At 69.1% G+C, this 24,337-nt stretch carries 23 protein-coding genes; 16 read left to right on the forward strand and 7 right to left on the reverse strand.

The genetic code is table 11. The features are described 5' to 3' along the window. Positions 1–4 precede the first annotated feature (4 nt). The 7 genes from nadD to lexA all read left to right on the forward strand — a co-directional run bounded on the left by nadD (position 5) and on the right by lexA (position 5,451). Complete coding sequence (gene nadD, locus AB0I19_RS17635; protein WP_067486262.1) at positions 5–649, forward strand: nicotinate-nucleotide adenylyltransferase; 645 nt, start codon at positions 5–7, stop codon at positions 647–649. Continuing rightward, positions 646–1,062, forward strand: a complete 417-nt coding sequence (rsfS, locus tag AB0I19_RS17640; RefSeq protein WP_357149923.1) for a ribosome silencing factor — start codon at positions 646–648, stop codon at positions 1,060–1,062. The genes nadD and rsfS overlap by 4 nt, the downstream gene beginning before the upstream one ends. Continuing rightward, positions 1,059–1,718, forward strand: coding sequence for a histidine phosphatase family protein (locus tag AB0I19_RS17645; RefSeq protein ID WP_067486266.1), 660 nt, complete (start codon positions 1,059–1,061; stop codon positions 1,716–1,718). Before rsfS ends, AB0I19_RS17645 begins: the two co-directional genes overlap by 4 nt. Then, a complete protein-coding gene (gene octT, locus AB0I19_RS17650) occupies positions 1,708–3,369 on the forward strand; it encodes a diglucosylglycerate octanoyltransferase (RefSeq protein WP_357149926.1) in 1,662 nt (553 codons plus the stop codon). The genes AB0I19_RS17645 and octT overlap by 11 nt, the downstream gene beginning before the upstream one ends. Positions 3,370–3,372: 3 nt before the next feature. Further along, a complete protein-coding gene (locus tag AB0I19_RS17655; protein ID WP_357149929.1) occupies positions 3,373–4,215 on the forward strand; it encodes a DegV family protein in 843 nt (280 codons plus the stop codon). A 63-nt stretch (positions 4,216–4,278) separates the two neighbouring features. After that, positions 4,279–4,767 carry a GNAT family N-acetyltransferase gene (locus AB0I19_RS17660; RefSeq protein WP_225281031.1) on the forward strand — a complete coding sequence of 163 codons (489 nt, stop codon included), beginning with the start codon at positions 4,279–4,281 and terminating at the stop codon, positions 4,765–4,767. A gap of 33 nt (positions 4,768–4,800) precedes the next feature. Beyond that, positions 4,801–5,451 carry a transcriptional repressor LexA gene (lexA, locus tag AB0I19_RS17665; protein ID WP_357149932.1) on the forward strand — a complete coding sequence of 217 codons (651 nt, stop codon included), beginning with the start codon at positions 4,801–4,803 and terminating at the stop codon, positions 5,449–5,451. Between the two features lie 8 nt (positions 5,452–5,459). Here lexA and AB0I19_RS17670 read toward each other — a convergent pair whose 3' ends face one another. Next, entirely contained in the window at positions 5,460–6,422 is a 963-nt protein-coding gene (locus AB0I19_RS17670) for a DUF2332 domain-containing protein (RefSeq protein ID WP_357149934.1), read from the reverse strand. Positions 6,423–6,601: 179 nt separating this feature from the next. Between AB0I19_RS17670 and AB0I19_RS17675 the strand changes: the two genes are divergently transcribed. The 3 genes from AB0I19_RS17675 (at position 6,602) to holA (ending at position 11,490) form a co-directional block, all read left to right on the forward strand. After that, positions 6,602–7,609, forward strand: a complete 1,008-nt coding sequence (locus AB0I19_RS17675; protein WP_357149937.1) for a ComEA family DNA-binding protein — start codon at positions 6,602–6,604, stop codon at positions 7,607–7,609. Between the two features lie 256 nt (positions 7,610–7,865). Continuing rightward, positions 7,866–10,559: a ComEC/Rec2 family competence protein gene (locus AB0I19_RS17680; protein ID WP_357149940.1), complete on the forward strand. Its 2,694-nt coding sequence runs from the start codon at positions 7,866–7,868 to the stop codon at positions 10,557–10,559. Then, positions 10,522–11,490: a DNA polymerase III subunit delta gene (holA, locus tag AB0I19_RS17685; protein WP_357149943.1), complete on the forward strand. Its 969-nt coding sequence runs from the start codon at positions 10,522–10,524 to the stop codon at positions 11,488–11,490. Before AB0I19_RS17680 ends, holA begins: the two co-directional genes overlap by 38 nt. A gap of 3 nt (positions 11,491–11,493) precedes the next feature. Here the strand turns inward: holA and AB0I19_RS17690 are convergent, their stop codons facing one another. Together AB0I19_RS17690 and rpsT are read right to left on the reverse strand one after the other, a co-directional pair. After that, positions 11,494–11,739: a hypothetical protein gene (locus tag AB0I19_RS17690; RefSeq protein ID WP_067486280.1), complete on the reverse strand. Its 246-nt coding sequence runs from the start codon at positions 11,737–11,739 to the stop codon at positions 11,494–11,496. A 92-nt stretch (positions 11,740–11,831) separates the two neighbouring features. Further along, positions 11,832–12,092, reverse strand: coding sequence for a 30S ribosomal protein S20 (gene rpsT / locus AB0I19_RS17695; protein WP_067486282.1), 261 nt, complete (start codon positions 12,090–12,092; stop codon positions 11,832–11,834). A gap of 398 nt (positions 12,093–12,490) precedes the next feature. Here rpsT and AB0I19_RS17700 point away from each other — a divergent pair, with 398 nt between their 5' ends. The 4 genes from AB0I19_RS17700 (at position 12,491) to AB0I19_RS17715 (ending at position 16,683) form a co-directional block, all read left to right on the forward strand. Beyond that, on the forward strand, positions 12,491–14,020 hold the full coding sequence (locus tag AB0I19_RS17700; protein WP_357150162.1) for a circularly permuted type 2 ATP-grasp protein: 1,530 nt from the start codon (positions 12,491–12,493) through the stop codon (positions 14,018–14,020). 4 nt (positions 14,021–14,024) lie between these two features. After that, complete coding sequence (locus tag AB0I19_RS17705) at positions 14,025–15,002, forward strand: alpha-E domain-containing protein (RefSeq protein WP_357149946.1); 978 nt, start codon at positions 14,025–14,027, stop codon at positions 15,000–15,002. Between the two features lie 8 nt (positions 15,003–15,010). After that, positions 15,011–15,841 carry a transglutaminase family protein gene (locus tag AB0I19_RS17710; RefSeq protein WP_357150165.1) on the forward strand — a complete coding sequence of 277 codons (831 nt, stop codon included), beginning with the start codon at positions 15,011–15,013 and terminating at the stop codon, positions 15,839–15,841. 65 nt (positions 15,842–15,906) lie between these two features. Further along, the gene (locus AB0I19_RS17715) at positions 15,907–16,683 is read left to right on the forward strand and encodes an aquaporin (protein WP_357149949.1); all 777 of its coding nucleotides are present in this window, start codon (positions 15,907–15,909) and stop codon (positions 16,681–16,683) included. 52 nt (positions 16,684–16,735) lie between these two features. Here the strand turns inward: AB0I19_RS17715 and AB0I19_RS17720 are convergent, their stop codons facing one another. After that, positions 16,736–17,290: a type II toxin-antitoxin system PemK/MazF family toxin gene (locus AB0I19_RS17720; RefSeq protein ID WP_067642340.1), complete on the reverse strand. Its 555-nt coding sequence runs from the start codon at positions 17,288–17,290 to the stop codon at positions 16,736–16,738. A 71-nt stretch (positions 17,291–17,361) separates the two neighbouring features. Between AB0I19_RS17720 and lepA the strand changes: the two genes are divergently transcribed. Next, the gene (gene lepA / locus AB0I19_RS17725; RefSeq protein ID WP_067642339.1) at positions 17,362–19,245 is read left to right on the forward strand and encodes a translation elongation factor 4; all 1,884 of its coding nucleotides are present in this window, start codon (positions 17,362–17,364) and stop codon (positions 19,243–19,245) included. Between the two features lies 1 nt (position 19,246). On the opposite strand, the gene AB0I19_RS17730 is transcribed toward lepA, so the two are convergent. From AB0I19_RS17730 to AB0I19_RS17740, 3 genes are read right to left on the reverse strand one after another with little or no spacing between them, the layout of a single operon-like run. After that, positions 19,247–20,548, reverse strand: coding sequence for a HAMP domain-containing sensor histidine kinase (locus tag AB0I19_RS17730; RefSeq protein WP_357149952.1), 1,302 nt, complete (start codon positions 20,546–20,548; stop codon positions 19,247–19,249). Then, positions 20,545–21,237: a response regulator transcription factor gene (locus AB0I19_RS17735; protein WP_357149954.1), complete on the reverse strand. Its 693-nt coding sequence runs from the start codon at positions 21,235–21,237 to the stop codon at positions 20,545–20,547. The genes AB0I19_RS17730 and AB0I19_RS17735 overlap by 4 nt, the downstream gene beginning before the upstream one ends. A 35-nt stretch (positions 21,238–21,272) precedes the next feature. Next, complete coding sequence (locus tag AB0I19_RS17740; RefSeq protein ID WP_357149957.1) at positions 21,273–21,650, reverse strand: hypothetical protein; 378 nt, start codon at positions 21,648–21,650, stop codon at positions 21,273–21,275. 278 nt (positions 21,651–21,928) lie between these two features. On the opposite strand from AB0I19_RS17740, the gene AB0I19_RS17745 reads away from it, so the two are divergent. Further along, positions 21,929–24,295, forward strand: coding sequence for a hypothetical protein (locus AB0I19_RS17745; protein WP_357149960.1), 2,367 nt, complete (start codon positions 21,929–21,931; stop codon positions 24,293–24,295). Positions 24,296–24,337: the final 42 nt, after the last annotated feature.

Below are 24,337 nucleotides of genomic sequence, written 5' to 3' on the forward strand. Positions count from 1 at the left end.
CCTCATGCACGAGACAGCCCGGCCGCGCCGCAAGCTCGGCGTGATGGGTGGCACGTTCGATCCCGTTCACCACGGTCACCTCGTCGCCGCCAGCGAGGTCGCGCACCTGTTCGACCTGGACGAGGTGATCTTCGTCCCGACCGGTCAGCCCTGGCAGAAGGCGGGCAAACAGGTCAGTCCGGCCGAGGACCGCTACCTGATGACCGTGATCGCCACCGCGTCCAATCCGAGGTTCTCGGTGAGCCGGGCCGACATCGAACGCAACAAGGTCACCTACACCGTCGACACCCTGCGCGAGATGCAGAGCGCCCATCCCGACGCCGAGCTGTACTTCATCACCGGTGCGGACGCGTTGGCCAACATCCTGACATGGCAGGATTGGGCCGAACTGTTCGAACTGGCGAAGTTCGTCGGGGTGAGCCGTCCGGGGTACGAGCTGAACACCGACCATCTCGAGGAACATCTGCGGGACCTTCCCGCCGATGCCGTGACGATGATCGAGATCCCCGCGCTGGCCATCTCGTCGAGCGAATGCCGGCGCCGCGCCGCCCAGGGTCGGCCGGTCTGGTACCTCGTCCCCGATGGCGTGGTGCAGTACATATCGAAGCGGCACCTCTATGTGCCCGCAGGAACGGAAGGTAAGGCATGAGCGCCACCGCCGAAGCGGTCGAGATGGCCAGAGTCGCCGCACTCGCGGCCGACGACAAGCTCGCCACCGATGTCGTTGTCCTCGACGTCTCCGAACAGCTGGTGATCACCGACTGCTTCGTGATCGCGTCGGCGCCCAACGAGCGTCAGGTCAACGCGATCGTCGACAACGTCGAGGAGAAGCTGCGCGAGGCCGGGCACAAGCCGGTTCGTCGCGAAGGGACCCGAGAAGGACGCTGGGCGCTGCTCGACTACGTCGATGTGGTCGTGCACATCCAGCACAACGACGAGCGCAACTTCTACGCCCTCGAACGCCTGTGGCGTGACTGCCCGACGGTCCCCGTCGACGGTATCGCCGCACCCAAGGCCCCGGCCGCCGACGACGACGCGCAGGTAGAGGCAGACAGCGAGTGAGCAAGTACGCCCATGTGCGCACGCTGATCCTGCTGCGGCACGGGCAGACCGAATGGAACGCCGCCGACCGGATGCAGGGCCAGATCGACACCGATCTCACCGAGCTCGGTCGTCAGCAGGCCAAAGAGGCTGCCCGAGAACTGGTTTCACGCAACGCGATCGCCATTCACGCCTCCGATCTGCGTCGTGCCAAGGAAACCGCCCAGGCTCTCGGTGACCTCAGCGATCTGCCGGTGATCACCGATACCCGCTTGCGCGAGACCAACCTGGGCGACTGGGAAGGCCTGACCCACCTCGAGGTGGACGCCGACTACCCCGGGGCCCGGGTGCAGTGGCGGCTCGACGCCACCTACCGGCCGCCCGGTGGCGAGAGCAAACTCGAGGTCGGCGCCCGGTCGCTGCCCGTGGTGCGCGAACTGTACAACGAGCGGCAGGATTGGCCCGGTCGGACTATCATCCTGGTTGCGCACGGCGGGCTGATCGCTGCCCTGACGGCCGCGTTGCTGGATCTGCCACCGGAGAACTGGCCTGCCCTCGGAGGGCTGGCCAATACGAGCTGGGTGCAGCTGTCCAGTCACGGCCCGGATGTCGACCGACCCGGCTGGCGCCTCGATGTTTGGAACGCAGCGGCGAAGGTAGCTCCCGATGTCCTCTGAAGAGCCCGTCCGATCGGTACCGGACGAATTGTTCCAGCAGGTGACGGCCAAGCCCGGACGGCAATTGCCGGACGCGCTGTTCGGCCCGCCGCCGGCGCGGCCCGCACGCCCCGAGCGTGAGGAGCCGATCCGTTCGGTACCCGACGAACTCTTCAAGCAGGTCACCGCGCGCAGTACGCGGTCGCTGCCCGACGCGCTGTTCGGGCCGCCGCCTTCTCCTGTCGCCGAACCCGAGGCCGATCCGTCGTCCGAGGGCGAGTCCGGTTCGGGTGCACAGGATTCCGGTGAGGAGTCGTCCGACGACGAGGGTTCCGTAGCGGCGAATGTTGTCGACGATGTCGGGAAGGTCGGCGCCGGTTCGGCGGATGGCGCCGACGCATTGACAGACGGCTCGGATTCCTCTGCGACCCAGGCTGATACCGGGACTCCGGTGTCCTCGGCCACGGACACCGACTCCGTGTCGCACGCGCGGAACGACTCGGACACCAAGACTGGCCCGGTCGGCACGCAGGCTGCGGATCAGGCCGACTCGACTCTGCGGCGGGCGGGTGAATCGGTTGCTGCCGAGGCGGAATCCAGCCCCGCGCAGCAAGAAACGGCGCAGCCGCAGGCGGACGCTTCGGTTGTCGCTCAGATCGAATCTGCTCCTGCGCAGGACGACGCTTCCGGTATCGCTCACACGGAATCGGTTTCGGTGCACGCTGACGCAGCCGCTGGAGCGCGGCTCGGAGCTGAGCCGGCGGAATCCGGGTCCACGGCGGAAGGGGAGCCCATTGCGCAGTCTTTGCTCGCGCCTTCCCCGGTCCAACCGACCGATGGTGTGAGCGTGGCGCCGAGTGTTCTCGCGGAACCTGCTGCCCCGCAGAATCAGTCGACCAGCACCATCGCTGCCGAGACGCCCGCGGTTCGGCAGGAGGCCTCGACCGAGGTGGTGGAGCAGGCGTCGCCTCGGCCGGTGCTGTTGGTGATCGCCGATTCGCTCGCCTACTTCGGGCCCAAGGGCGGGTTGCCAGCCGATGATCCGAGGATCTGGCCGAATCTCGTGGCGGCCGAACTGGATTGGGATGTCGAGCTGGTCGCCCGGATCGGGTGGACCTGCCGTGACGCCTACTGGGCACTGATCGGTGATCCCCGGGTGTGGGCCGCCGTGCCGCGCGCGGGGGCAGTCGTGTTCGCCGTCGGCGGCATGGACACCCTGCCGTCGCCGCTGCCCACCGCCCTGCGGGAGACGATCCGCTACATCCGTCCGCCCCGGTTGCGTCGCGGGGTGCGGGCCACCTACAACTGGCTGCAGCCGAAACTGTCGAAACTCGGCCGCCCCGTTGCTCTTCCACCGAGGGTGAGCGTGGACTATCTGGAGCAGTCGCGTGAGGCGCTGACCCAGTTGCGTCCGGAGCTGCCGGTGGTCGCGGTGTTGCCGTCGGTGCATCGCTGCGATGCCTACGGTCGCGTGCACCGTGGTCGGCCGCGCGCGGTGAAGGCGTTGCGGGCGTGGTCGGCGCGTACCTCGGTGCCGCTGGTCGACCTCGGCGAAGCCGTGCGCGACGACATCGAATCGGGATCGGCCAACCCCGACGGTATCCACTGGGGCTGGGCCGGGCATCAGGCGGTCGCCACCGCCATGACCAAGGCGCTGCAGGAGGTCCGGTAGTCCGTGGCCGTTGTGGTGGTCACCGATTCGGCGGCCGGGCTGTCCGCCGACCTCGTCGCCGAGCTCGGTATCGAAGTGGTGCCCCTGCACGTGCTGGTCGGTGACCGGCAGCTGCGCGAGGGCGTCGAGCCGGTCGAGATCGACTACAGCGCCGACTCGGTCACCACGTCGGCGGCCTCGCCGGGTGAGTTGCGCGAGGCCTACGAACGCGCCATGGAGCACAGCGGCGGCGACGGAGTGGTCGCCGTGCACCTGTCGCGGATGTTGTCGGCAACCTGGGAGGCCGGGCGACAGGCGGTGAGCGAGATGGGCGCCGACGGCCGTGTGCGCCTGGTGGATTCGCTCGGCGCGGGCTTGGCCACGGGATTGCCCGTCCTCGGCGCCGCCCGCCGCGCCCGGGCCGGTGACACCCTCGACGCGGTCTACGAGTGTGCGGTGGCCGCCGCCACCCGTGCCCGCACCTTCATTCTGGTGAACCGCACCGAACAGTTGCGTAAGGGCGGCAGGCTCAGCAGCGCGGCTGCCTTCTTCGGTAGCGAGCTCGTCACCAAACCGCTGTTGCAGTTGGTCGAGGGCAAACTGGAGTTGCGGGAAAAAGTGCGCACACGGTCGCGCGCCGTGACCAAGCTCGTCGCCGCCGCGACGTCCGCCGCGGGCACCGACGGCGTAGCCCTCGGTATTCAGCACCTGGGTGCCGCCGAGGCCGCCGAGTCCTTGGCCACCCAACTGCGCGAACAGAATCCCGCCCTCACCGAACTCCACATCGCGGAATTCGGCCCCACGCTCGGTGTTCACCTCGGTGTGGGTGCCCTCGGCGTCGCGGTGCTGCCCGGCGGATGCGCCTAGGCCGAGAATCTCGGTGAGGACAACCGGCGCGCCCGGATCGGTCCCCTGCCTACGGTGGAGAACATGACCGCCTCCACCACGCGACCGACCCCACCTGCTGTCGAAGTGCTGACCGTCGACTGGGAGCATCCGGACGCGGACGTGCTGCGCGCGGAGATGTCGGCAGAGGTCGGCCCGCGCTACGCGTATATCGAATTCGTCGGGCCGCCGCCGACACTCGTCGACCCGCGCACCGTCCACAAGACCTTCGTGGCCTACGCGGGCCGGACGCCCGCGGGTCATGCCGCGGTGCGCTGGAACGCCGGGGATCTGGAGCTCAAGCGGATGTTCGTCCGGCCGGCCTTTCGTGGCACGGGCACAGCGACGGCTCTGCTCGCGGCCGCCGAAGCGGCGGCGCGGGAGGCGGGGCAACCGCGGCTCATCCTGCAGACCGGGCATCTGCAACCCGATGCGGTGCGGTTCTACGAACGCAGCGGATATCACCGGATCCCGCTGTTCGCGCCGTATCACGAGCTGCCGCTGTCGAACTGCTTCGCCAAGAACCTGGCCTGAAAGGGTGCGGTGGCCTGGCTCTACGATGCCAGCGTGACCGCATTCGACGAGTTCGACTTTCCCGATACCTCGAACATGCCGCCGCGCAGGCAACACATCCTCGCGGTGATCCGGGATTCGGTGCTCGCGCACGGTTATCCGCCGAGTGCGCGCGAGATCGCCGACGCGGTGGGGCTGCGATCCACCTCGACGGTCTCCAAACATCTGAAGGCGCTGGAGGAGGACGGTTTTCTGCGTCGCGGCGCGGCGATGACCCGGCCCATCGACGTACGTCTTTTCCTGCGTGGCGCACCCGGTGCGGGCTCCGATTCGGCCGTCAGCGTGCCGGTTGTCGGTGACATCGCGGCGGGCACACCGATCACCGCCGAACAGCATGCCGACGACGTCTTGACGCTGCCACGTGAGCTGGTCGGACGCGGTGAGGTCTTCGGACTCCGGGTGCGCGGCGACTCCATGATCGGCGCCGCCATCTGCGACGGCGATCTCGTCGTCGTCCGCAGCCAGCGTGAGGCCAACTCCGGTGACATCGTGGCGGCCATGATCGACGAGGAGGCGACCGTGAAGGTGTACCGCCGCCGCAACGGCCACATCCACCTCGAACCGTGCAACCCCGCCTATTCGACGATCGACGGCGACGACGCCGTCATCCTCGGCAAAGTGGTCTCGGTGATGCGCAGGCTCTGATCCCGCCGCTACGCCGGACCGAACCAGTCCAGCGACCGGCCGTGCGGGTCGGCGAAGGCCGCCGCGACCTCGTCCAGCGCGACCACCATGCGCGCCTCCTCGGACGCCCGTGGCGGGAGCCGACCGGACAGCCAGGGCAGCACGCCCGTGCCTTCCTGGGAAATCCAGTAGCAGGGCAGTGATCGCACTGTCGTGCGGAACTGTTCCCTGGCTTCCGGCGGGAGGTAGGTGAGGACGGCGCTGTGGAATACCACCACGGTGCTGTCGGGCGGCGCGGCGTGCACGAGTTCGGTGATGTGTTCGTTCAGATCGCCCGCGACGAGGATCGGTGGGTCGGCCGCGGCGATCTCGCAGGCCGCGCGCAGTCGCGTCTTCCGGTCCTCCTGGCCGGGCCAGACGAGTGCCTCCAACCATTCGCGGCTGTGCCGGTCGGTGACGTCGAGGGGATTCAGATCGACGCCTGCGCGATAGACGACCTCCGGCAGGGCGGCCGGTACGGGGACCGGGCCGGTCACGGTGCAGGGCAACACCACCGGTGACTCGCCGTCCGGTGGGTTCAGCACTGTTGTGCCGTATCGGTAGCTGAAACGGTCCGGGTAGAGACACAGACCCGCGGAGGCGCCGACCTCGATGAGTGCGAGTGGGCCCGGTAGCCCGGCCAGCACCGGAAGCAGTGTCGCCGCCCGGCCGACCTCGTTGGTCTGCGTGCGGTGGGACAACGCTGTTGTCGCGATCGCGTCCCACCGTTCGATCAGCTGCGTGCGGAACTCGCTGTAGGGGACCGCGTTCACGCCGTTCACCGTCGCGGCGGCGAGCACGAGGTTGGGTTGCTGTTTCTCGACGGGCAGCCGCGCCAGCAGTGCCAGGACCGCCGGGTCCTCGGCGATGTCGAGGGCACGGCGGTAGTACAGCGGGGAGTTGGTGTGGACTTCCCGCACCGCGAAGTCGCGGAAGCGTTGTGCCAGGTGCATAGGTACCTGCGTACTGCGAATCGGCCATGAGCGCACGGTATTCGGCGAGCACCGCCGGTGGTCGGTGGGAAAGCGCCGCTGACCGAGAGTTGTCCACAGGGTGCGAGTTATCCACAGGCCCGTGGAAAGCCCAGGTGGGCGGCGGGTTTCGAGGAGAGCAGAGGGCTAGCGTCGCCGCCATGCCACGACACGAAGAGCACGAGCGAGTTCGGCAGCGGTTGGGCGGGCTCGCGGTGCAAGACAAACCACGACCGCAGACGACGGCTCGATGGGAGGCGGACGACGAGCCCCTCGGCTACCGGCGGGGCGGTGCCGCCGATCCGCCGCGTACCGGCCACTGGGACGACGACGAGCTGACTCCCGCGGACGGGGTGCCGGGCGAGGTGGGGACGCCCGGCTGGCTGGACGAGGAAGGTAGGCGCGGTCGGAACAAATTGGTGCCGGAACGTTTTCGTCAGGCTCGAATTGATCCGGGACGGCGGGGCGCGCTGGCGCTCGGGATCATCGGCCTGGTCGCGGTGGTGCTTACCGGGGTGATGGTGATGCGCGATCGTCCGGTATCGCAGGCGGTGCCACCGGTACCGGCACTGCGCGCGGAGCACATTTCGCCACGTGCTGAACAGACCGCTGTGGTAGCGGCGGCGAGCGGTGCCGCGACCGATGGTCCGGGAGCCGGAACCGGGGGTGGGAGTGGGGAACTCGTCGTCAGCGTGGTGGGTTTGGTGCAGCGTGCGGGACTGCATCGTCTGCCCGGCGGGGCACGCGTCGCCGACGCGATCGAGATGGCTGGCGGTGCCCGCGAGGGTGCCGACCTCGCGGGACTGAATCTCGCCCAGCGGCTCACCGATGGTGATCAGGTGGTTGTCGGTGCCGCCGGGCCGCAGGCGGGCCAACCCGCGCAGGGCAGTGCGATGATCAGTGCCGCCGGTGGGCCACCGGGTTCGAGCTCGGCGGGGGCGATCGCGGGTCCCGGTCCCGGTGCGGCCGGCGGCAATTCGCGAGTCGACCTCAATTCGGCGACCGAGGCCGAACTCGATGCGCTGCCCGGCGTCGGACCGGTCACCGCGAAAGCGATCATCACGTGGCGGACGACCAACGGGCCGTTCACCGATGTGGCGCAACTCGGTGAGGTGAACGGTATCGGTCCCGCCCGACTGGCTCGCCTGCGCGATCTGGTCACGACATGACCCGTATGCGAGTCGCGATCGGCACCGGCCCGCGTGATCAGGTTGTGCGGCCCGCCGGCGCGGCGGGTCGATGAGGATCGGGGCGGACAGGGCGAGAGCGGAGATGTCGAGTCGAGCTGTCGACCGGCCGTTGGCAACCAGTTCCGCGTCGGTCGGCAGGTCGTCGTCCAGATCGCCGGGGCCGAGTCGTCGTTCATCGGTCACGCCGGACAACACGGCGGCCGACGAGGACCAGCAGGAGCCCCAGGTTCTCGATATGCGGCTGGTGCCCGCTGCGCTCGGGTGCTGGGCGGCCACACTCATCACTCTGACCCTCGGGTGGCGAGCGGGGGTGGTGCTGGCCGTCCTGGCGGTGCTGGGTGCGATCGGCGCGTGGGTCGGCTTGTTGTGGGCGATAGCGCATCGGCGGGAACGGTGGCGGGTCGTCGCTGTGGCGGGGACAGCGACGATGCTGCTCGCCGCCGGATTCGGGGCGGCGGCCGCGTGGCGGGAACATCACGTGCAGGCGCATCCGTTGCGGGAATCGGTCGGGCGAACCGTGACCGTGGTAGCGGAGATCTCCGACGACGCCAAACAGATTCGGGCAGGCTCGTTCGGCGGTGAACGGCGATGGATCCTCCGGGCAGGACTGCGCGAGTTCGGCAACGGTGCGCACCGCACACACGCCGGTGGCGCGCTGGTGGTTCTCGCTGCCGGGGAGGAGTGGGCGAAACTGGCTCCGGGACAGGTGGTTCGGTTTCGGGGAACGGTGAGCGAACCGTTGCGGGCCGACCTCACCGTTGCCACGCTGCGGGCGAGCACCGAACCGGAACGCATCGGTGTTCCGCCCTGGTGGCAACGACTCGCGACGGGTGTACGCGCCGACCTGGCCGACGCCGCCGCGCGCGCCCTCCCGCCCGACGCGGCGGGTCTGCTACCCGCACTGGTCGTGGGCGACACCGCCGCACTGTCGACCGAGGTCAGAGATGCCTTCGAAATCGCCGGCTTGCAGCACTTGTGCGTCGTCAGCGGAGCCAATTTCACAATCTTGTTGACCGCGCTGCTCGGCTCGAGCCGTATTCTCACCGCCGGACCACGAACCAGGGCAGCGACCGCTGCCGGGGCAGTGGTGGTGTTCGTGATCCTCGCCCGGCCAGACCCCAGTGTATTGCGCGCGGCCGCAATGGGTTCGGTGACCGTCCTGGCCCTGCTGACCGGCCGACGCAAACAGGCACTACCCGCACTGTGTGGTGCGGTGATCGGATTGCTCGCCGTCGCACCGGAATTGGCGGTGAGTGCCGGATTCGCGCTGTCGGTGCTCGCCACGGCCGGGCTGATCCTGCTCGCACCGAGCTGGGCGGACTGGTTGCGCGAGCGTGGCTGGTGGCGGGTACCCGCCGAGATTCTCGCGGTGTCGGCGGCGGCCTTCGTCGTGACACTTCCGCTGATGGTCGCACTGTCCGGGCGGGTGAGTCTGGTAGCTATCGTCGCCAATGCCCTCGTCGCCCCCGTGGTCGGAGTGATCACGGTGGTCGGAGCGATCGGTGCCGTTGTCGCGTGCCTGTGGGTGGACGCGGCCGTGTGGGTGCTGTGGTGTGCGCGCCCGCCACTGTGGTGGTTGCTCGGCGTCGCCGAACATGCCGCCGCCCTCCCCGGCGCCGCCGTGACAGTGCAGTCGGGCACTGCGGCGGGCCTGGTCGCGGCCGCTCTCATGGTCGTCCTGGTGGCGGCACTGAGCTGGTCGCGGGCGCGTCGGCTCCTTGCCGTCATCTGCCTCGGTATCGCCGTCGTCCTGGTACCTGTCCGGCTCTGGCACCCCGGGTGGCCACCTGCGGGCTGGGTCCTCGCCATGTGTGATGTCGGCCAGGGAGACGCCCTCGCCCTCGCTGTCGCCCCCGGTGCCGCCGTAGTCGTCGACACCGGCCCCGACCCCCGCCCCATCCGCCGCTGCCTCGACCGCCTCCAAGTCACCCGGATCCCCCTCCTCATCCTCACCCATCCGCACGCAGACCACATCGACGGCCTCGCGGGCGCCCTCCACGGCCGCACAGTAGACGCCATAGCCACCGCCCCCGGCGAAACCCGCCCACCCACCTGCCCCACGCCAACTCTCGGATCACAGCCGAGGCCGGCGGACGCGCTACTGAGTGTTACTTCGAGACTGCCGACAGCCTGTGTTCGGTCTCCGTCAAGTGAGACGACCCCCACGGAGAGCGTTGGCGCTCATGACCATTCAGGCGACGGAGTGCGCAGGGTCGTGGAGCTTGCGGAGGACGCGAAGATTCCACTGATCGAGCTGCATAAAGGACACGTGTTGCGGTTCGGAGCAACAGAACTCGACGTTCTCGCGCCGGGGGAGCGGGCGCCCGGTTCGCTGGAACTCGCCGATGCCAATGATCGGTCGCTGGTGGTGCGGGCGCGCACGGCACTCGGGACAGTTCTGCTGACAGGCGACATCGAGAGCGAGGCCCAGCGGAAGATGATGCGCGGCAACGACATCAGAGCCGACGTGCTCAAAGTACCGCACCACGGTTCGCGGACGACCACCGCGGAATTCCTGCGCGCGGTCCGGCCACGCCTGGCATTGATCAGCTCCGGCGCCGACAACACCTTCGGACATCCACACCCGGATGTCATCGGGGTGCTCACCTCGCTGGGCGCGACAATCGCCCGAACCGACCTCGACGGCGATGTCATCGTGCTCGGGAGTGCGACAGAACAACGGATGGTCAAGTCCCGCCGACTACCGCCACCGACACCTCGTTCACGTCGAGCACTGCGATGCCGAGGACGGCGTGATCCCATGCGTGAGGCGCTACAGGAAGGAGCCGACACAGCGCGATCGCTCGCGCGACCGGACCCGTGCACGGCGGACGAGCAGCGCGATCGAGACCCTCGCCGATCCCGTCGGTCCCCCTACGTAGGATCGCCTCGTGAGCGAACTCCCTGCGGTGCATCTGGTTCTCGGTGACGAGGAACTGCTGGTCGAGCGCGCTGTCGCGCGGGTGATGAGCGAGGTACGGGCGGGGGCGCCCGACCCGGACTCGGTACCGGTGGACAGGATGCGCGCCGGTGACGCCAGCACCGCCGAGCTGGCCGAACTGCTGAGCCCCTCACTGTTCGCCGAAGACCGCGTGATCGTGCTCGAATCGGCGGCCGAGGCGGGCAAGGACGCGGTGGCGGTGATCACCGACGCGGCAGCCGACCCGCCGCCCGGCGTGGTCATGATGGTGCTGCACTCCGGTGGCGGCCGCGCGAAGGCGCTGGTCCCGGCGCTGCAGAAGCAGGGCGCCGTAGTGCACGAGTGCGCCAAGCTCACCAAACCGGCGGAGCGGGTGGAATTCGTGCGCGGCGAGTTCCGGGCCGCGGGCGTGAAGGTCGGCGCCGAAGCGGTGCAGGTGCTGATCGAATGCGTCGGGTTCGAGCTGCGTGACCTGGCCGCGGCCTGCTCGCAGCTGGTGTCCGACACCGGCGGCAAGATCGATGTGAACGCGGTGCGCCGGTACTACTCGGGCCGCGCCGAGGTGACCGGATTCGATGTCGCCGAACTCGCCGTGGCAGGCGACCGGTCCGCCGCGATGGAGGCGCTGCGCTGGGCGACCGACCGGGGCGTCCCACACGTGCTGCTGGCCGACGCGCTGGCCGACTCGGTCCACACCATCGCCAAGGTGGGATCGGCCGGCCGCGGCGACCCGTTCAAGCTGGCTCAGCAGCTCGGTATGCCGCCGTGGAAGGTGAAGAAGGCCCAAGCACAGGCGCGTGGCTGGAACCCGGCCTCGATCGGCACCGCCCTGCAGGTGGTGGCCGCCCTCAACGCCGACGTCAAGGGCGGTGCCGCCGATGCCACCTTCGCCGTGGAGCACGCGCTCGCGCGCATCCTCGACCTGCGTGCCACCGGCTGAGGGTCAGTCGCCGATGACGGCGAGGGCCTCCTCGTCTTCTTCGAGGTCCTCGTACCGGCCCTCCCACTCCTCGTAGAGCGGGATCTCGTCCTCACGGGTGACGACCCAGGCGACGCTGTAGCCGCCGTCCTCGTCGGGCACCATCACGTTCTCGATCTTGAGACCGAGCCCGAGGATCTCCGCCGCGCGGATCACCTCGGCCAGGTCGTCGCCTCGTACCACCGTCTGATTCGCGTACACCGTCAACATGCGCGGAATGGTAGCCGACGACAAAAGCCGCCGTGGTCATCGAGGCCACGGCGGCTGCGTCTTGCGAACCGGGTACTAGCGACCCGGGCAGATCAGATCTTGTTCAGAGCCAGCGCGAGCGCGGACTTCTTGTTGGCGGCCTGGTTGGCATGGATAACGCCCTTGGAGGCAGCCTTGTCGAGCTTGCGGCTCGCGAACTGCAGCTGCTCGGCAGCCTTTTCCTTGTCACCGCTGGCAGCAGCTTCACGGAAGTTGCGGATCGCGGTGCGCAGCGCGGACTTGACCGACTGGTTGCGCTTGCGCGCTTCCTCGTTGGTACGGATCCGCTTCATCTGGGACTTGATGTTGGCCACGCCTGTATCCTCTGGTTTCCTGTCGCTGGGTGGTATGTCTTGAAAGCTCGTCGGGCGCGCGCCCACGATGCAGCAGATGGTGCTGAACTACGGGTAACACCGCGCCGAAGATCGAGGTTACCAGCTCGGCACCGCCCGGCGAAATCGGGCCCCGCCCGCCCATACCGGTGCGGACGGCGAGTTCACCCGTTTCCGGCGATGCGAGAAATTCACGTGTGGCTCACACGGCGTTGTCGCCGGGTAGTGGACAGTTTTCTCCCATGACCTCCACCACAACGCCGGGTACGGCACGATCCGCCTCACCGGCGTTGGTGAGCACGAACGGTCACCCGGCGGTCGCACACACCGGATTGTTCCACGGCTACGGCCCCGGCCGCTTCGCCGGCGCCTTCGACGAGATGTTCGACCCGAACGGCGAGGTTCGCGCGCCCTACCGGGGCATTCACGCGGCGATGGCCGCCAACGACGTCCACGATCTGGCCAAACGCTCCGCCGCCCTGGACCGCGCGTTCATCGACCAGGGCATCACCTTCTCGCTGTCGGGAAAGGAACGCCCCTTCCCCCTCGATCTGGTGCCGCGCGTGATCGCCGCGGCCGAGTGGGCGCATCTCGAGCGGGGAATCACCCAGCGGGTCCGCGCCCTCGAACTGTTCCTGGCCGACGTGTACGGCGAGCAGAACATCCTGCGCGACGGGGTGATCCCGAAGCGCCTGGTCACCTCCTGTGCGCACTTCCACCGCGAGGCCGCGGGCATCGTCCCGCCCAACGGTGTGCGCATCCATGTGTCGGGCATCGACCTGGTGCGTGACGAACACGGCGATTTCCGGGTGCTCGAAGACAACCTGCGTTCTCCGTCGGGCGTCTCCTATGTGATGGAGAACCGGCGGACGATGGCGCGCGTCTTCCCCGACCTGTTCTCCTCGCACCTGGTCCGCGCGGTCGGCGACTATCCGGCCCACCTGCTGCGGGCATTGCGTGCCTCGGCGGCACCCAACGAGCCCGACCCGACGGTGGTCGTCCTCACACCCGGGGTGCACAACGCGGCGTATTTCGAGCATTCGCTGCTGGCCAGGCAGATGGGGGTGGAGCTGGTCGAGGGTCGTGACCTGTTCTGCCGGGACAATGTCGTCTACCTGCGGACCACCGAGGGGGAACGACAGGTCGACGTGATCTACCGCCGCATCGACGACATCTACCTCGACCCGATGCACTTCCGCCCGGACTCGGTGCTCGGCGTCGCCGGTGTGCTCAACGCCGCCCGCGCGGGCAATGTGGTGATCTCCAGCGCCGTCGGCAACGGCGTGGGCGACGACAAACTCGTCTACACCTACGTGCCGGCGATCATCGAGTACTACCTGGGCGAGAAACCGATCCTGCCCAATGTCGACACCTTCCGCTGCTGGCTCGACGAGGAACGCGCCGAGGTACTCGACCGGCTCGACGAACTGGTGGTCAAACCGGTGGAGGGCTCGGGCGGCTACGGCATCGTGATCGGCCCCGACGCCGACCGCGCCGAACTCGACGCCGTCCGCCGCAAGGTCTGCGCCGATCCGAGGGGCTGGATCGCGCAACCGGTGGTGCAGCTCTCGACGGTGCCGACCAAGATCGGCGACGACCTGGTCCCGCGGCACGTCGACCTGCGCCCGTTCGCGGTGAACGACGGCGACAGCATCTGGGTGCTGCCCGGCGGCCTCACCCGCGTCGCGCTGCCCGAAGGGTCGCTGGTGGTGAACTCGAGCCAGGGCGGGGGCAGCAAGGACACCTGGGTGCTGGCCGGCCGCTCCGACGACAGCGAGCTGGCCGGCCCGCAGCTGGTGAGTGATCCGCTCCGCGCCGATCCGTTCGAGCAGGGCCGCGACCTCACCACCTCTCAGGCTCATCAGCAACAGCAGCAGCAACAACAGACCCAGCGGCTGATCGGGGATTGACCACATGCTCGCCCGCAATGCCGAATCCCTGTACTGGATCGGCCGCTACGTCGAGCGCGCCGACGACACCGCCCGCATTCTCGACGTGGCCGTGCACCAACTCCTCGAGGACGCCACCGTCGACGCCGACCGCACGTCGCGGGTCCTGCTCGAGGTGCTCGGCATCGAACCGCCCGGCGGTTTGCGCCTGGACGTCTGGTCGGTCACCGATCTGGTCGCGTTCAGCCACGAGCACGGCGTGTCCATCAGCGAGTCCATCGCGAAGGCGCGCGAAAACGCCCGTGGTGCAAGGGAAGTCACCTCCAGCGAGATGTGGGAGTGCCTCAACACCACCTACAACGGGCTGGCGGCCGCCGAGCAGGCCGCCCGCGGGCTGGGTCCGCACGAATTCTTCGCCTACGTCAAGGACCGCGCGGCGATGTTCACGGGCCTGACCGACTCGACCCTGAGTCGCGACGACGGGTACCGCTTCCTGCTGCTCGGCCGTTCCATAGAACGCATCGACATGATGGTCCGCTTGCTGCTGTCCCGGGCCGGTGACCGCACCTCCTCACCCGCCTGGGTGACGGTGCTGCGGTCCGCGGGCGCGCACGACACCTACCTGCGCACCCACCGTGGCGCGCTCGACGCGGCACGGGTGGCCGAATTCATCCTGCTCGACCGGCTTTTCCCGCGTTCGGTGTTCCATGCGTTGCTGGTTGCCGAGGCCTGTCTGACCGAGCTGGATCAGCGGCCGGGCAGCCGCGTCGGTGCCCGCCACGAAGCGCAACGCGTGCTCGGCCGGGCGCGCAGCGAACTGGAATTCCTGCCGCCCGGCGTACTGCTGGAAAACCTGCAGACCCGGTTGCTCGCCTTGCAGAAGGCGTGCCGCGAGGTCGGGGAAGCCGTGTCGCGGCAGTACTTCCACGCCGCACCGTGGGTGGCCTGGACCGATGTGCGGCGCGGCACCGACGTCACCGTGACCGTGGAGGGGGAGCTGTGAGCTGGCGGATGCGGGTGGTGCACACCACCGGATACCTCTACGACGCGCCGGTGACGCGCTCGTTCAACGAGGCAAGACTCACCCCGAGGGCCGATAGCAGGCAGAACGTGATCCTCAACCGGGTCGAAACCGTGCCCGCCACCCGGTCCTACCGCTACACCGACTATTGGGGAACGGCCGTCACCGCGTTCGATCTGCACGCCCCGCATACCGAACTGGAGGTGAGCGGGTCGTCGGTGGTGGAAACCGAACCGTTCACCGAACCGGCGACGGAACTGACCTGGGACGAGCTGCGTGGCGAACGCACCGTCGACCGGTTCGACGAAATGCTCGGTCCCACCGCCTACGTGCCACGCGACGAGCCCCTCGACGCCGTGGCCGGGCAGCTGGCGCGCGGTGTCTCGCCCGCCGAAGCGGTGGTCCGGGCGGCCGAATGGGTGCACCGGGAAATGGACTACAGCGCGGGCACCACCTCGGTGCACACCTCGGCGCCGCAGGCCTTCGCCGAACGGCGCGGCGTCTGCCAGGACTTCGCGCACCTGACGCTGGTGTTGTTGCGCGCCATGGGAATTCCCAGCCGCTATGTGTCGGGATATCTGCATCCGAACCCGGCCGCGCCGATCGGGGAGGCGGTGGCGGGGGAGTCGCACGCCTGGGTGGAGGCCTGGACGGGACAGTGGTGGGGTTACGACCCGACCAACAATCTGGCGGTCAACGAGCAGCACGTGTCGGTGGGTGTCGGACGGGACTACGCGGACGTACCGCCACTGAAAGGGGTGTTCTCCGGCGGCGGCTCGACAGACCTCGCGGTCGTTGTAGAGGTCACTCGCCTGGCGTAATGTCCGAAACGCTCGTGCGGACCCCGCTCGTCGCGGGGATCATTCTCCCGGAGAGGTGGTCGCAGATGTCGCTCACAGCACAAGAACTCACTGAACCCGAAGTCATCCCCGAGCCCAAGAAATGGGCGGCGGAAGCGCTCGGCACGTTCCTTCTCGTCATGGGCGGTGTCGGCACCGCGGTGATCGCCGGTGATCGGGTGGGTGCGCTCGGTGTGGCGCTGGCCTTCGGTCTCACCCTGCTGTTCCTCGTGTACTCCATCGGGCCGATCTCGGGCTGCCACGTCAACCCCGCGGTCACGCTCGGCCAGCTGTTACTCGGGCGGGTCACGGTCGTCTCGGCGGTCGGCTACTGGGTCGCCCAGCTCATCGGTGGCCTCCTGGCCGGGTTGGTGCTGTTCGCGGTGGCCAAGAACCTGCCGAGCTACGACCGGCCGGTCGACGGCCTCGGCGCCAACGGCTGGGGCAAGCACAGTCCGTCGGCGGCCACCGGCCCGCTCGGTGAGGTCGTGGTGCAGAACGGGTATGGCATGGCGGCCATGATCATCATCGAGGTGATGCTCACCGCGGTGCTGGTCTTCGTCGTGCTCGCTTCGACCGACCGCCTCTCGGATGTGCCGCTGGCCGGTATGTCGATCGGTTTCACGCTCGCCGTGATCCACCTGATCTCGATCCCGGTCGACAACACCTCGGTCAATCCGGCGCGCAGCCTCGCGGTCGCCCCGTACCAGGACGGCGCGATGGGTCAGGTGTGGGCGTTCTTCGTGTTCCCGCTGATCGGCGGCGTGCTCGGGGCGTTGGTGTACGGCCTGATCTTCGGCCGTTCCCGGGACGTACTGAGCTGAGCCGGGCTTTCACGACCCCCGATCCGGTGCGTCCGGATCGGGGGTCGTCGCGTCAGCTCCAGCTGTATTCGGCGACCAGCCGGTGCGCGACCAGGTCGAAGGTCTTGCGTTCGACGATCGCGCCTTCGCGCCGGATGCCGTCCTCGGGCACATCGAGCACCCGGTCCAGCCGCACCCAGCTCGCCCGGCCCGCGTGGTCCCAGGGACCCGAGCCGATGCCCACCCAGTTGCGGTCGTGCGCGCGTTCGGGTTTCGACGACAGCATCAGCCCGAGCAGCGTCTTGCGGTCGCGACCGACCACGAGCACCGGCCGGTCCTTGCCGTTGGTCGGGTCCTCCTCGAACGGCACCCAGGTCCACACGACCTCACCCGGGTCGGCGCGCCCGTCCAATTGCGGGCAGTAGACGATCTGGCGGGCCCGATGCGCGGTCGGCACCGGGGTGGAGGCGGTCGGACGCACCGGCACGACGGGGCCGGGCTTGGCACCGCCCAATGCACCCGCCAGCTTCTCGAGCAGCCGAGGTCCCTGCTTGCGCACGATCTTCGGCCCCTGCTCCTTGGCGATCACGCCGAGCTGCTTGCCGAGAGTGTTCCAACTGCTGGCCATGCTTGGAAATATAACGACTGACCCGGCTCCGGGTGCACCGGTGACAGAGCCGCGCGTGTGGCCATGGGACGATGGACCCAGTTCGCCGATACCCCTCGAGGAGTGGAGTGGCTTCCAGCTTTGCCGATACGACGTTCACCGATCCGTCGCGGATCAGGAACTTCTGCATCATCGCCCACATCGACCACGGCAAGTCGACCCTGGCCGATCGGATGTTGCAGCTGACCGGTGTGGTCGAGGAGCGGGCGATGCGCGCCCAGTACCTGGACCGGATGGACATCGAGCGCGAGCGCGGGATCACCATCAAGGCGCAGAACGTCCGGCTGCCGTGGCAGGTCGACGGCACCGACTACGTGCTGCACCTGATCGACACCCCGGGCCACGTCGACTTCACCTACGAGGTGTCGCGCGCGCTGGAGGCCTGTGAGGGTGCGATCCTGCTGGTCGACGCCGCGCAGGGGATCGAGGCACAGACCCTCGCCAACCTCTACCTGGCGATGGACAAGGACCTCACCATCATCCCGGTCCTGAACAAGATCGACCTGCCCGCCGCCGACCCGGATCGCTACGCCGCCGAGATCGCCCACATCGTCGGCTGTGAACCCGACGACGTGCTTCGCGTCTCCGGCAAGACCGGCGTCGGTGTGCCCGCGCTGCTCGACGAGGCGGTCCGGCTGGTCCCGCCGCCGGTCGGCGACGCCGACGCGCCCGCTCGCGCCATGATCTTCGACTCCGTCTACGACACCTACCGCGGCGTGGTCACCTACATCCGCGTGGTCGACGGCAAGCTGACCCCGCGTCAGAAGATCAAGATGATGTCGACCGGCGCCACCCACGAACTGCTCGAGATCGGCATCGTCTCGCCCGAACCCAAGCCCACCCAGGGCCTGGGCGTCGGCGAGGTGGGCTACCTCATCACCGGTGTGAAGGACGTTCGTCAGTCCAAGGTCGGTGACACCATCACCAGCGCCCGCGACGGCGCGACGCAGGCCCTCACCGGGTACCGCGAACCCCAGCCGATGGTCTACTCCGGCCTCTACCCGGTGGACGGTTCGGACTACCCGAACTTGCGCGACGCCCTGGACAAGCTCCAGCTCAACGACGCGGCGCTCACCTACGTGCCGGAAACCTCGGTGGCGCTCGGGTTCGGCTTCCGCTGCGGCTTCCTCGGTCTGCTGCACATGGAGATCACCCGCGAACGCCTCGAGCGCGAGTTCGGCCTCGACCTCATCTCCACCGCGCCCAACGTGATCTACCGCGTGGTCATGGAAGACGGTAAAGAACACATCGTCACCAATCCCTCGTTCTGGCCGGAGGGCAAGGTGCGCCAGGCGTTCGAGCCGGTCACCAAGTGCACCGTGATCGCGCCGAGCGAGTTCATCGGTTCGATCATGGAGCTGTGCCAATCGCGGCGCGGCGAGCTGCTCGGCATGGACTACCTGTCCGAGACCCGCGTCGAGATGCGGTACACGCTGCCGATGGCCGAGATCATCTTCGACTTCTTCGATTCGCTGAAGTCGCGCACGCGCGGCTACGCCAGCCTCGATTACGAAGAGGCGGGCGAGCAGGAAGCCGCACTGGTGAAGGTCGACATCCTGTTGCAGGGCGAGGCCGTCGACGCGTTCAGCGCCATCGTGCACAAGGACGCGGCCCAGCCCTACGGCAACAAGATGACGACCAAGCTGCGTGAACTCATCCCGCGTCAGCAGTTCGAGGTGCCGATCCAGGCGGCGATCGGCTCGAAGATCATCGCGCGCGAGAACATCCGCGCCATCCGCAAGGACGTGCTCGCCAAGTGCTACGGCGGTGACATCAGCCGTAAGCGCAAGCTGCTCGAGAAGCAGAAGGAAGGCAAGAAGCGCATGAAGACCATCGGCCGGGTCGACGTGCCGCAGGAGGCCTTCGTGGCCGCGCTGTCCTCGGACGCGGCCTCCGACAAGCCGAAGGGCAAGTAACTCAGCCGGTTTCGGTGGGCACACGCACGGTGAGGCGTGTGCCGCCGAGCCGGCTGCGGCTCAATTCGGCTGTGCCGCCGTGTAATTCGGCCTGTTGGCGGACCAATGCCAGTCCGAGTCCCGATCCGGGTGAACCGGGGCGTTTGACGAAGCGGTCGAAAGCGGTGTCGCTCAGGTGCTCCGGGATGCCGGTGCCGTTGTCGTCGATGGTGATCGAGCCCGGCTCCGCCCGGACCTGCACCATGCTCGCCCGACCGTGGTGTACCGCGTTGGCGACGGCGTTCGTCACGATCAGCATGATCCCGCCGGGCAGCCCTGTCATCGGGACCGGATCGCAGGCGGCGAGCGTGATCTCGGTGCCGGGGTGGGCGCGGCGCGCGTTCTGCACCGCGCGGTCGAGGGTTTCGCACAGCTCGAACGGTTCGAACGCGGCGCGGTCGGTGAGTTCGCCGACGGCCAGGCGCTCGAGATCGGTGAGGGTGTGCTCGATCTGGCGCTCGGCCTCGAGCACGTCGGCCAGGACGGTGCCGCGTTGCTCGGCGGGTAGTTCGGTACCGGCGAGCACCTGCAGGTCGGTGCGCATGGCGGTGAGCGGGGTGCGCAGTTCGTGCGCGCAGACGGCGGCGAAATCGCGGGCGCTCGCCAGGGCCTGATTGGTTTGTCCGTGGGCGGTTTCCAGGCGTTCGAGCATGCGGTTGATGGCATCGGACAGTTCCTCGGCCTCCCTGACTCCGCGTCCCGGCAGCGGCGGTAGGCGGTCGAGGGTATCGATCTCGTGGGTGGCCGAGGCGAGCCTGCGCAGCGGCCGGGCCGCGAAACCGGCCAGCACCCAACCCAATCCGGCCGCGACGAGCACTCCACCCACGCCGATGCCGAGCCCGATCAGCTGGCTGCGGGTGATGGCGGCATCGATCAGGTCGCGATCGGGGTTGAGCCGCACGACCATCCCGGGCGCGCCCTGCACGAGCGCCAGCCCGACATCCGGCGGCGCGGGACGAGTGAGCGGTCGGCCGTCGGGCAGCGGAGCGGCCGAGCCGTCTGGTGTGACCTCGTCCGGTGCGGGCGCGGGTGACGTTTCGAAGGGAGTCGCCGGCTCGGGCGGAATCGGTGGTGCGGAAGGGATTCTATGGGCGGGGTGGGCGACGATGACCCGCATCGTCGACACGGTCTCGTCGAGCTGACGGTCGCCCGCGGCCTTGAGCAGTGCCGCGTAGGTGAGCCCGAGCGTCACCGCGACGACCGCGGCTACCACCGCCGACACCACCGCGACCCGGGTACGCAACGACCACGAGCGTGTTCTCACGGCTGCTCCCGCATGACGAACCCGACCCCGCGCACGGTGTGCACCACTCGCTCCACCCCGTCGGCCTCCAATTTCCGGCGTAGATACGACACGAACACATCAACCACATTCGTGTCGGTGCTGAAGTCGTAGCCCCACACGGTGGACAGGATCTGTTCGCGACCAAGCACGATGCCCACATTGCGGGCCAGCATCGCCAGCAGTTCGAACTCGCGTTTGGTCAGGTCGACCGGTCGTCCGGCCGCGTGCACCCGGTGCCCGGCCAGGTCGATCGTCACCGCACCGACGCTGATCGTCTCACCGTTGGACGCGCTGGTGACCGGCCTGCGCCGCAACAACGCCCGCAGCCGGGCCACCAGTTCGCCGAGGTCGAAGGGCTTGGTGAGGTAGTCGTCGGCGCCCTTTTCCAGGGCGGCGATGCGGTCGGTCACCGCGCTGCGGGCGCTGAGCACGCAGATGGGGATGTCGTTGCCCAATGCCCGCAACGCCGTGACAACGCCCACGCCGTCGAGCTCGGGCATGTTCACATCGAGCACCATCGCGTCGGGTGCGGCCGAGCGCACCAGGGTGAGGGCAGCGGCGCCGTCGCTCGCGGTGAGCACTTCGAACCCCGACAGTTCCAGCCCGCGCCGCAGTGACGCGAGCACGCGGACCTCGTCGTCGACGACCAAGATCTGCTGTCCGGTCATCTGCTCACCCTAGTGCGATCGATCGTCACAGCAGGTCAGCGCGGGAGAGCCGGACGCGCGGGGCGCGCGCCGTCGGGCAGCTCGACGACTGTCCGCTCCCCGCCCGGCGCGATCCGCACACACTCGACGCCCTCGGGCAGCTCGCCGGGCGCGCCAGGGCCGATGTGGATCGTGTGGTCGTGGCCGGGGTGTGCGGGGAAACGCTCGAGGTCGATGCGCGGTTCGAGCGGCGGTTCCGGCGGCACGGGCAGGTCGCCGCCGGGGGCTGTGCAGATGATCCGGACGTGTTCGCCGTGGTCGGGTGCGCCGGGCTGGGCGAGCGCGGCGCCGCTGAGGGTCGCGGTGAGCAGCGCCACGCCGCCGACGGTCGCGGTGACGACGCCGATGCGGCGGCGCAGGGAGGAAGTGGTCATGATCGGTCTCCTTGCTGTGTGGTCGCCGACTCGTCTCGGTCGGCGAAACCGACGCTAGGCAGGCGATCTTCACGCTTCGTTGAGCGATCGTTAGAGTTCTCTTGGGATCTGCGCCCCCCTGGTTCCGACGGCTCGCCGAAAGGCGTTGCTCGCCATAAGGTGGGACCGGCCGTCCTGGTGAAAATGACAGTACAGATCCGGGCAATTAGTGTTGGATGATCTTCACTTCGCCTCGTTCGTGGGTGGGGAGAGTCAGCGATGCGAGTGGTGGAGCAAGAATGACGCGGGAACTGCCTTTCGACGACGATGACGCGCGCGCCGACGGCACCGACACGGCCTACCTGGTGGCCAACGGTGTTGCTCGGGTGGCGCGGGCCGGCGCGTACGTCACCGGTGGCGCGCTGGTCGCCGCCAACGGGACGAGCCCGGAACAGGGCAGCAGCAATGCCGACAGCCGCTACGCCGGCTGGTCGTCGCAGGTGCCGAGCGACCCGGAACCCGACGCACCGAGCCCGGTCCTCACGTTTCCCGACCTGCCCGCGGAACCGGCGCCGAACCCGTTGCCCTACAGCCCCTTCGGTACGCAGCGCCCCATGGACGGCGATGTCACGCTGACCTCGCAGCCACGCGAAAGCGGTTGGCGCCCCGAGATTCCGGGTTCCGACGGTGACCAGGGCATGCGGATTCCCGGCACCGACGACGACGATTCGTCGAACGGCATCGGCATCCCCTCCTACGGGCCCAAACCGGGCTACGGCGACAGCGGCTTCGGCATCCCGGGCACCGACAAGCCGAGCGCGGGCCAGCCCGGCGCCGGCCAGCCGGGCGCCGGATTCCCCGAACTCGACGGCATTCCCGGCATCGGGATCCCGGGATACGACGGACTCCCCGGCGGTATCCCCGGTTACGACGGCGTCCCCGGCGGCGGCATCGGCATCCCCGGCTACGACGGCCTGCCGGGTGCGGGCATCCCCGGCTACGACGGTGGCGCCCCCGGTTTCGGCGGCGGTATCCCCGGCTACGACCACGGCCTGCCCGGTTTCGGTGGGCTGCCCGGCTCCGACGGAGCAAGCCAGGTCGCAGGCCCCGGCGGTGCCTTCGACGGCATCGGTGACCTCGGCGGCCTGTTCGACGGCTTCGGTGCGATGGTGACCTCCGACTGGCAGATCGACATGCACGCCGGGCTCGACGGTGTGTGGTTCACCTCCCAGATGAAGGTCGACGTGCAGGTCGGCAATGTCGGCGACGCGCTCGACGACTACAGCCAGTGGCTCGGTGACGGAATCCGCATCCCCGGCGAGCCCGCACCGCTCGACGGTGCGGGCAGTGGGGTACCCGGTGCCGCGACCGGCCCGGCGCTGCCCGGTTCGGACGTACCCGGTGGATCGACGGGTCCGGCGCTGCCCGGCTCCGAGGCCCCTGCGGCGAGCCCTGGTCTCCCAGGATCCGCAGCGGGTGCCGACCTGCCCGCAGCGACTGTTCCCGGCTCGACCGGTGGGCCCCTCGCACCCGGACAGAGCGCACCCGGTCAGTCTGCGCCCGGCGCGCCCGGTCAGGCCGATTCCGCCGCCCCCGGCACCGGCGGATCGGCCGCGCCCGGCGCCACCGCGCCCGGTCACACCGGACCGGGTCAGACCGCACCGACGCAGGGCGCGGTCGTGCCGGGTCAGTCGGCGCCGGCCCCCGGCCATGCGGCCCCGGGCGGCGTAGCGCCAGTGACCGGTGTGCCCGCGCCCACCGCCATGGCGCCCGTCGCCCCCGCACCGGTGGCCCCGGCACCGATCGCTCCGGCACCAGCCCCCGCTCCCGCACCGATCGCCGCGGCACCCGCTCCGGCACCCGTCGCCCCGGTCCCGGCTCCGGTTCCGGTCGTCGCCGCGCCGATCGCGCCGAGCCCGGTGGTCAGCACACCCCTGCAGACCACCATCCAGCCCGACGCGGCGACCACCCCCATCGCCAACGTGCTCGGCGGTCCGGCGGGTGCGTCCCCGCTCACCGCGCCCGCGGCGGCTGTACCGGGTCTGCTCGCTCCGACGCCGGTCACCGAACCCGTTGTGGTTCCCGAGCCTTCGACCAGCACGCCGACACCCCTGCCCACCGTCACCCCGCCGTCGACGCCGACGACCGTCGACCTCAGCACGCCCCCGACGGTGAAGCTGCCCGAGGTGCCGACCGCGACCGTCCCGACAACCCGCCCCGACGTGACGGTGCCGACGGTCACCGTGCCGACCACCGGCGTCACCGCCCCGGTGACGCCCACCTACCCCGACGACGACCTCACCACCGGCCCCGGTACGGGCGCGACCACGCCGAGCACCCCCAGCGTCGATACGCCCGCCGACCCCACCGGCCCGACCGCGTCGGTGCCGACGGCGACCGTACCCACGCAGCAGCCGACCGCGCCGACCAAGCAACCGACCGTCGACGTCGACCCGCCCGCGGTGGTCACCCCGCCCGCCACGGTGGCGCCGACCGTCGCACCGGTGAAACCGCCGGTCATCGAGACCAAGCCCATCGCCGCCGAGTTCGATCAGCACGACGGCGGCTACTATGGCGCCTCGGCCGGTCTGTTCGAGCCGGGCGTCGGTGCCGCCGACTTGTCGTCGGCGTTTCCCACCGCGCACGCTGGGTACGACTTCGTCTAGTCCCAGAACGAGGACCGGGCCCATGCAACGAGAGTGAGGAAC

It is taken from the genome of Nocardia sp. NPDC050413, from assembly GCF_040655475.1.
Taxonomy (GTDB): Bacteria; Actinomycetota; Actinomycetes; order Mycobacteriales; family Mycobacteriaceae; genus Nocardia; species Nocardia coubleae.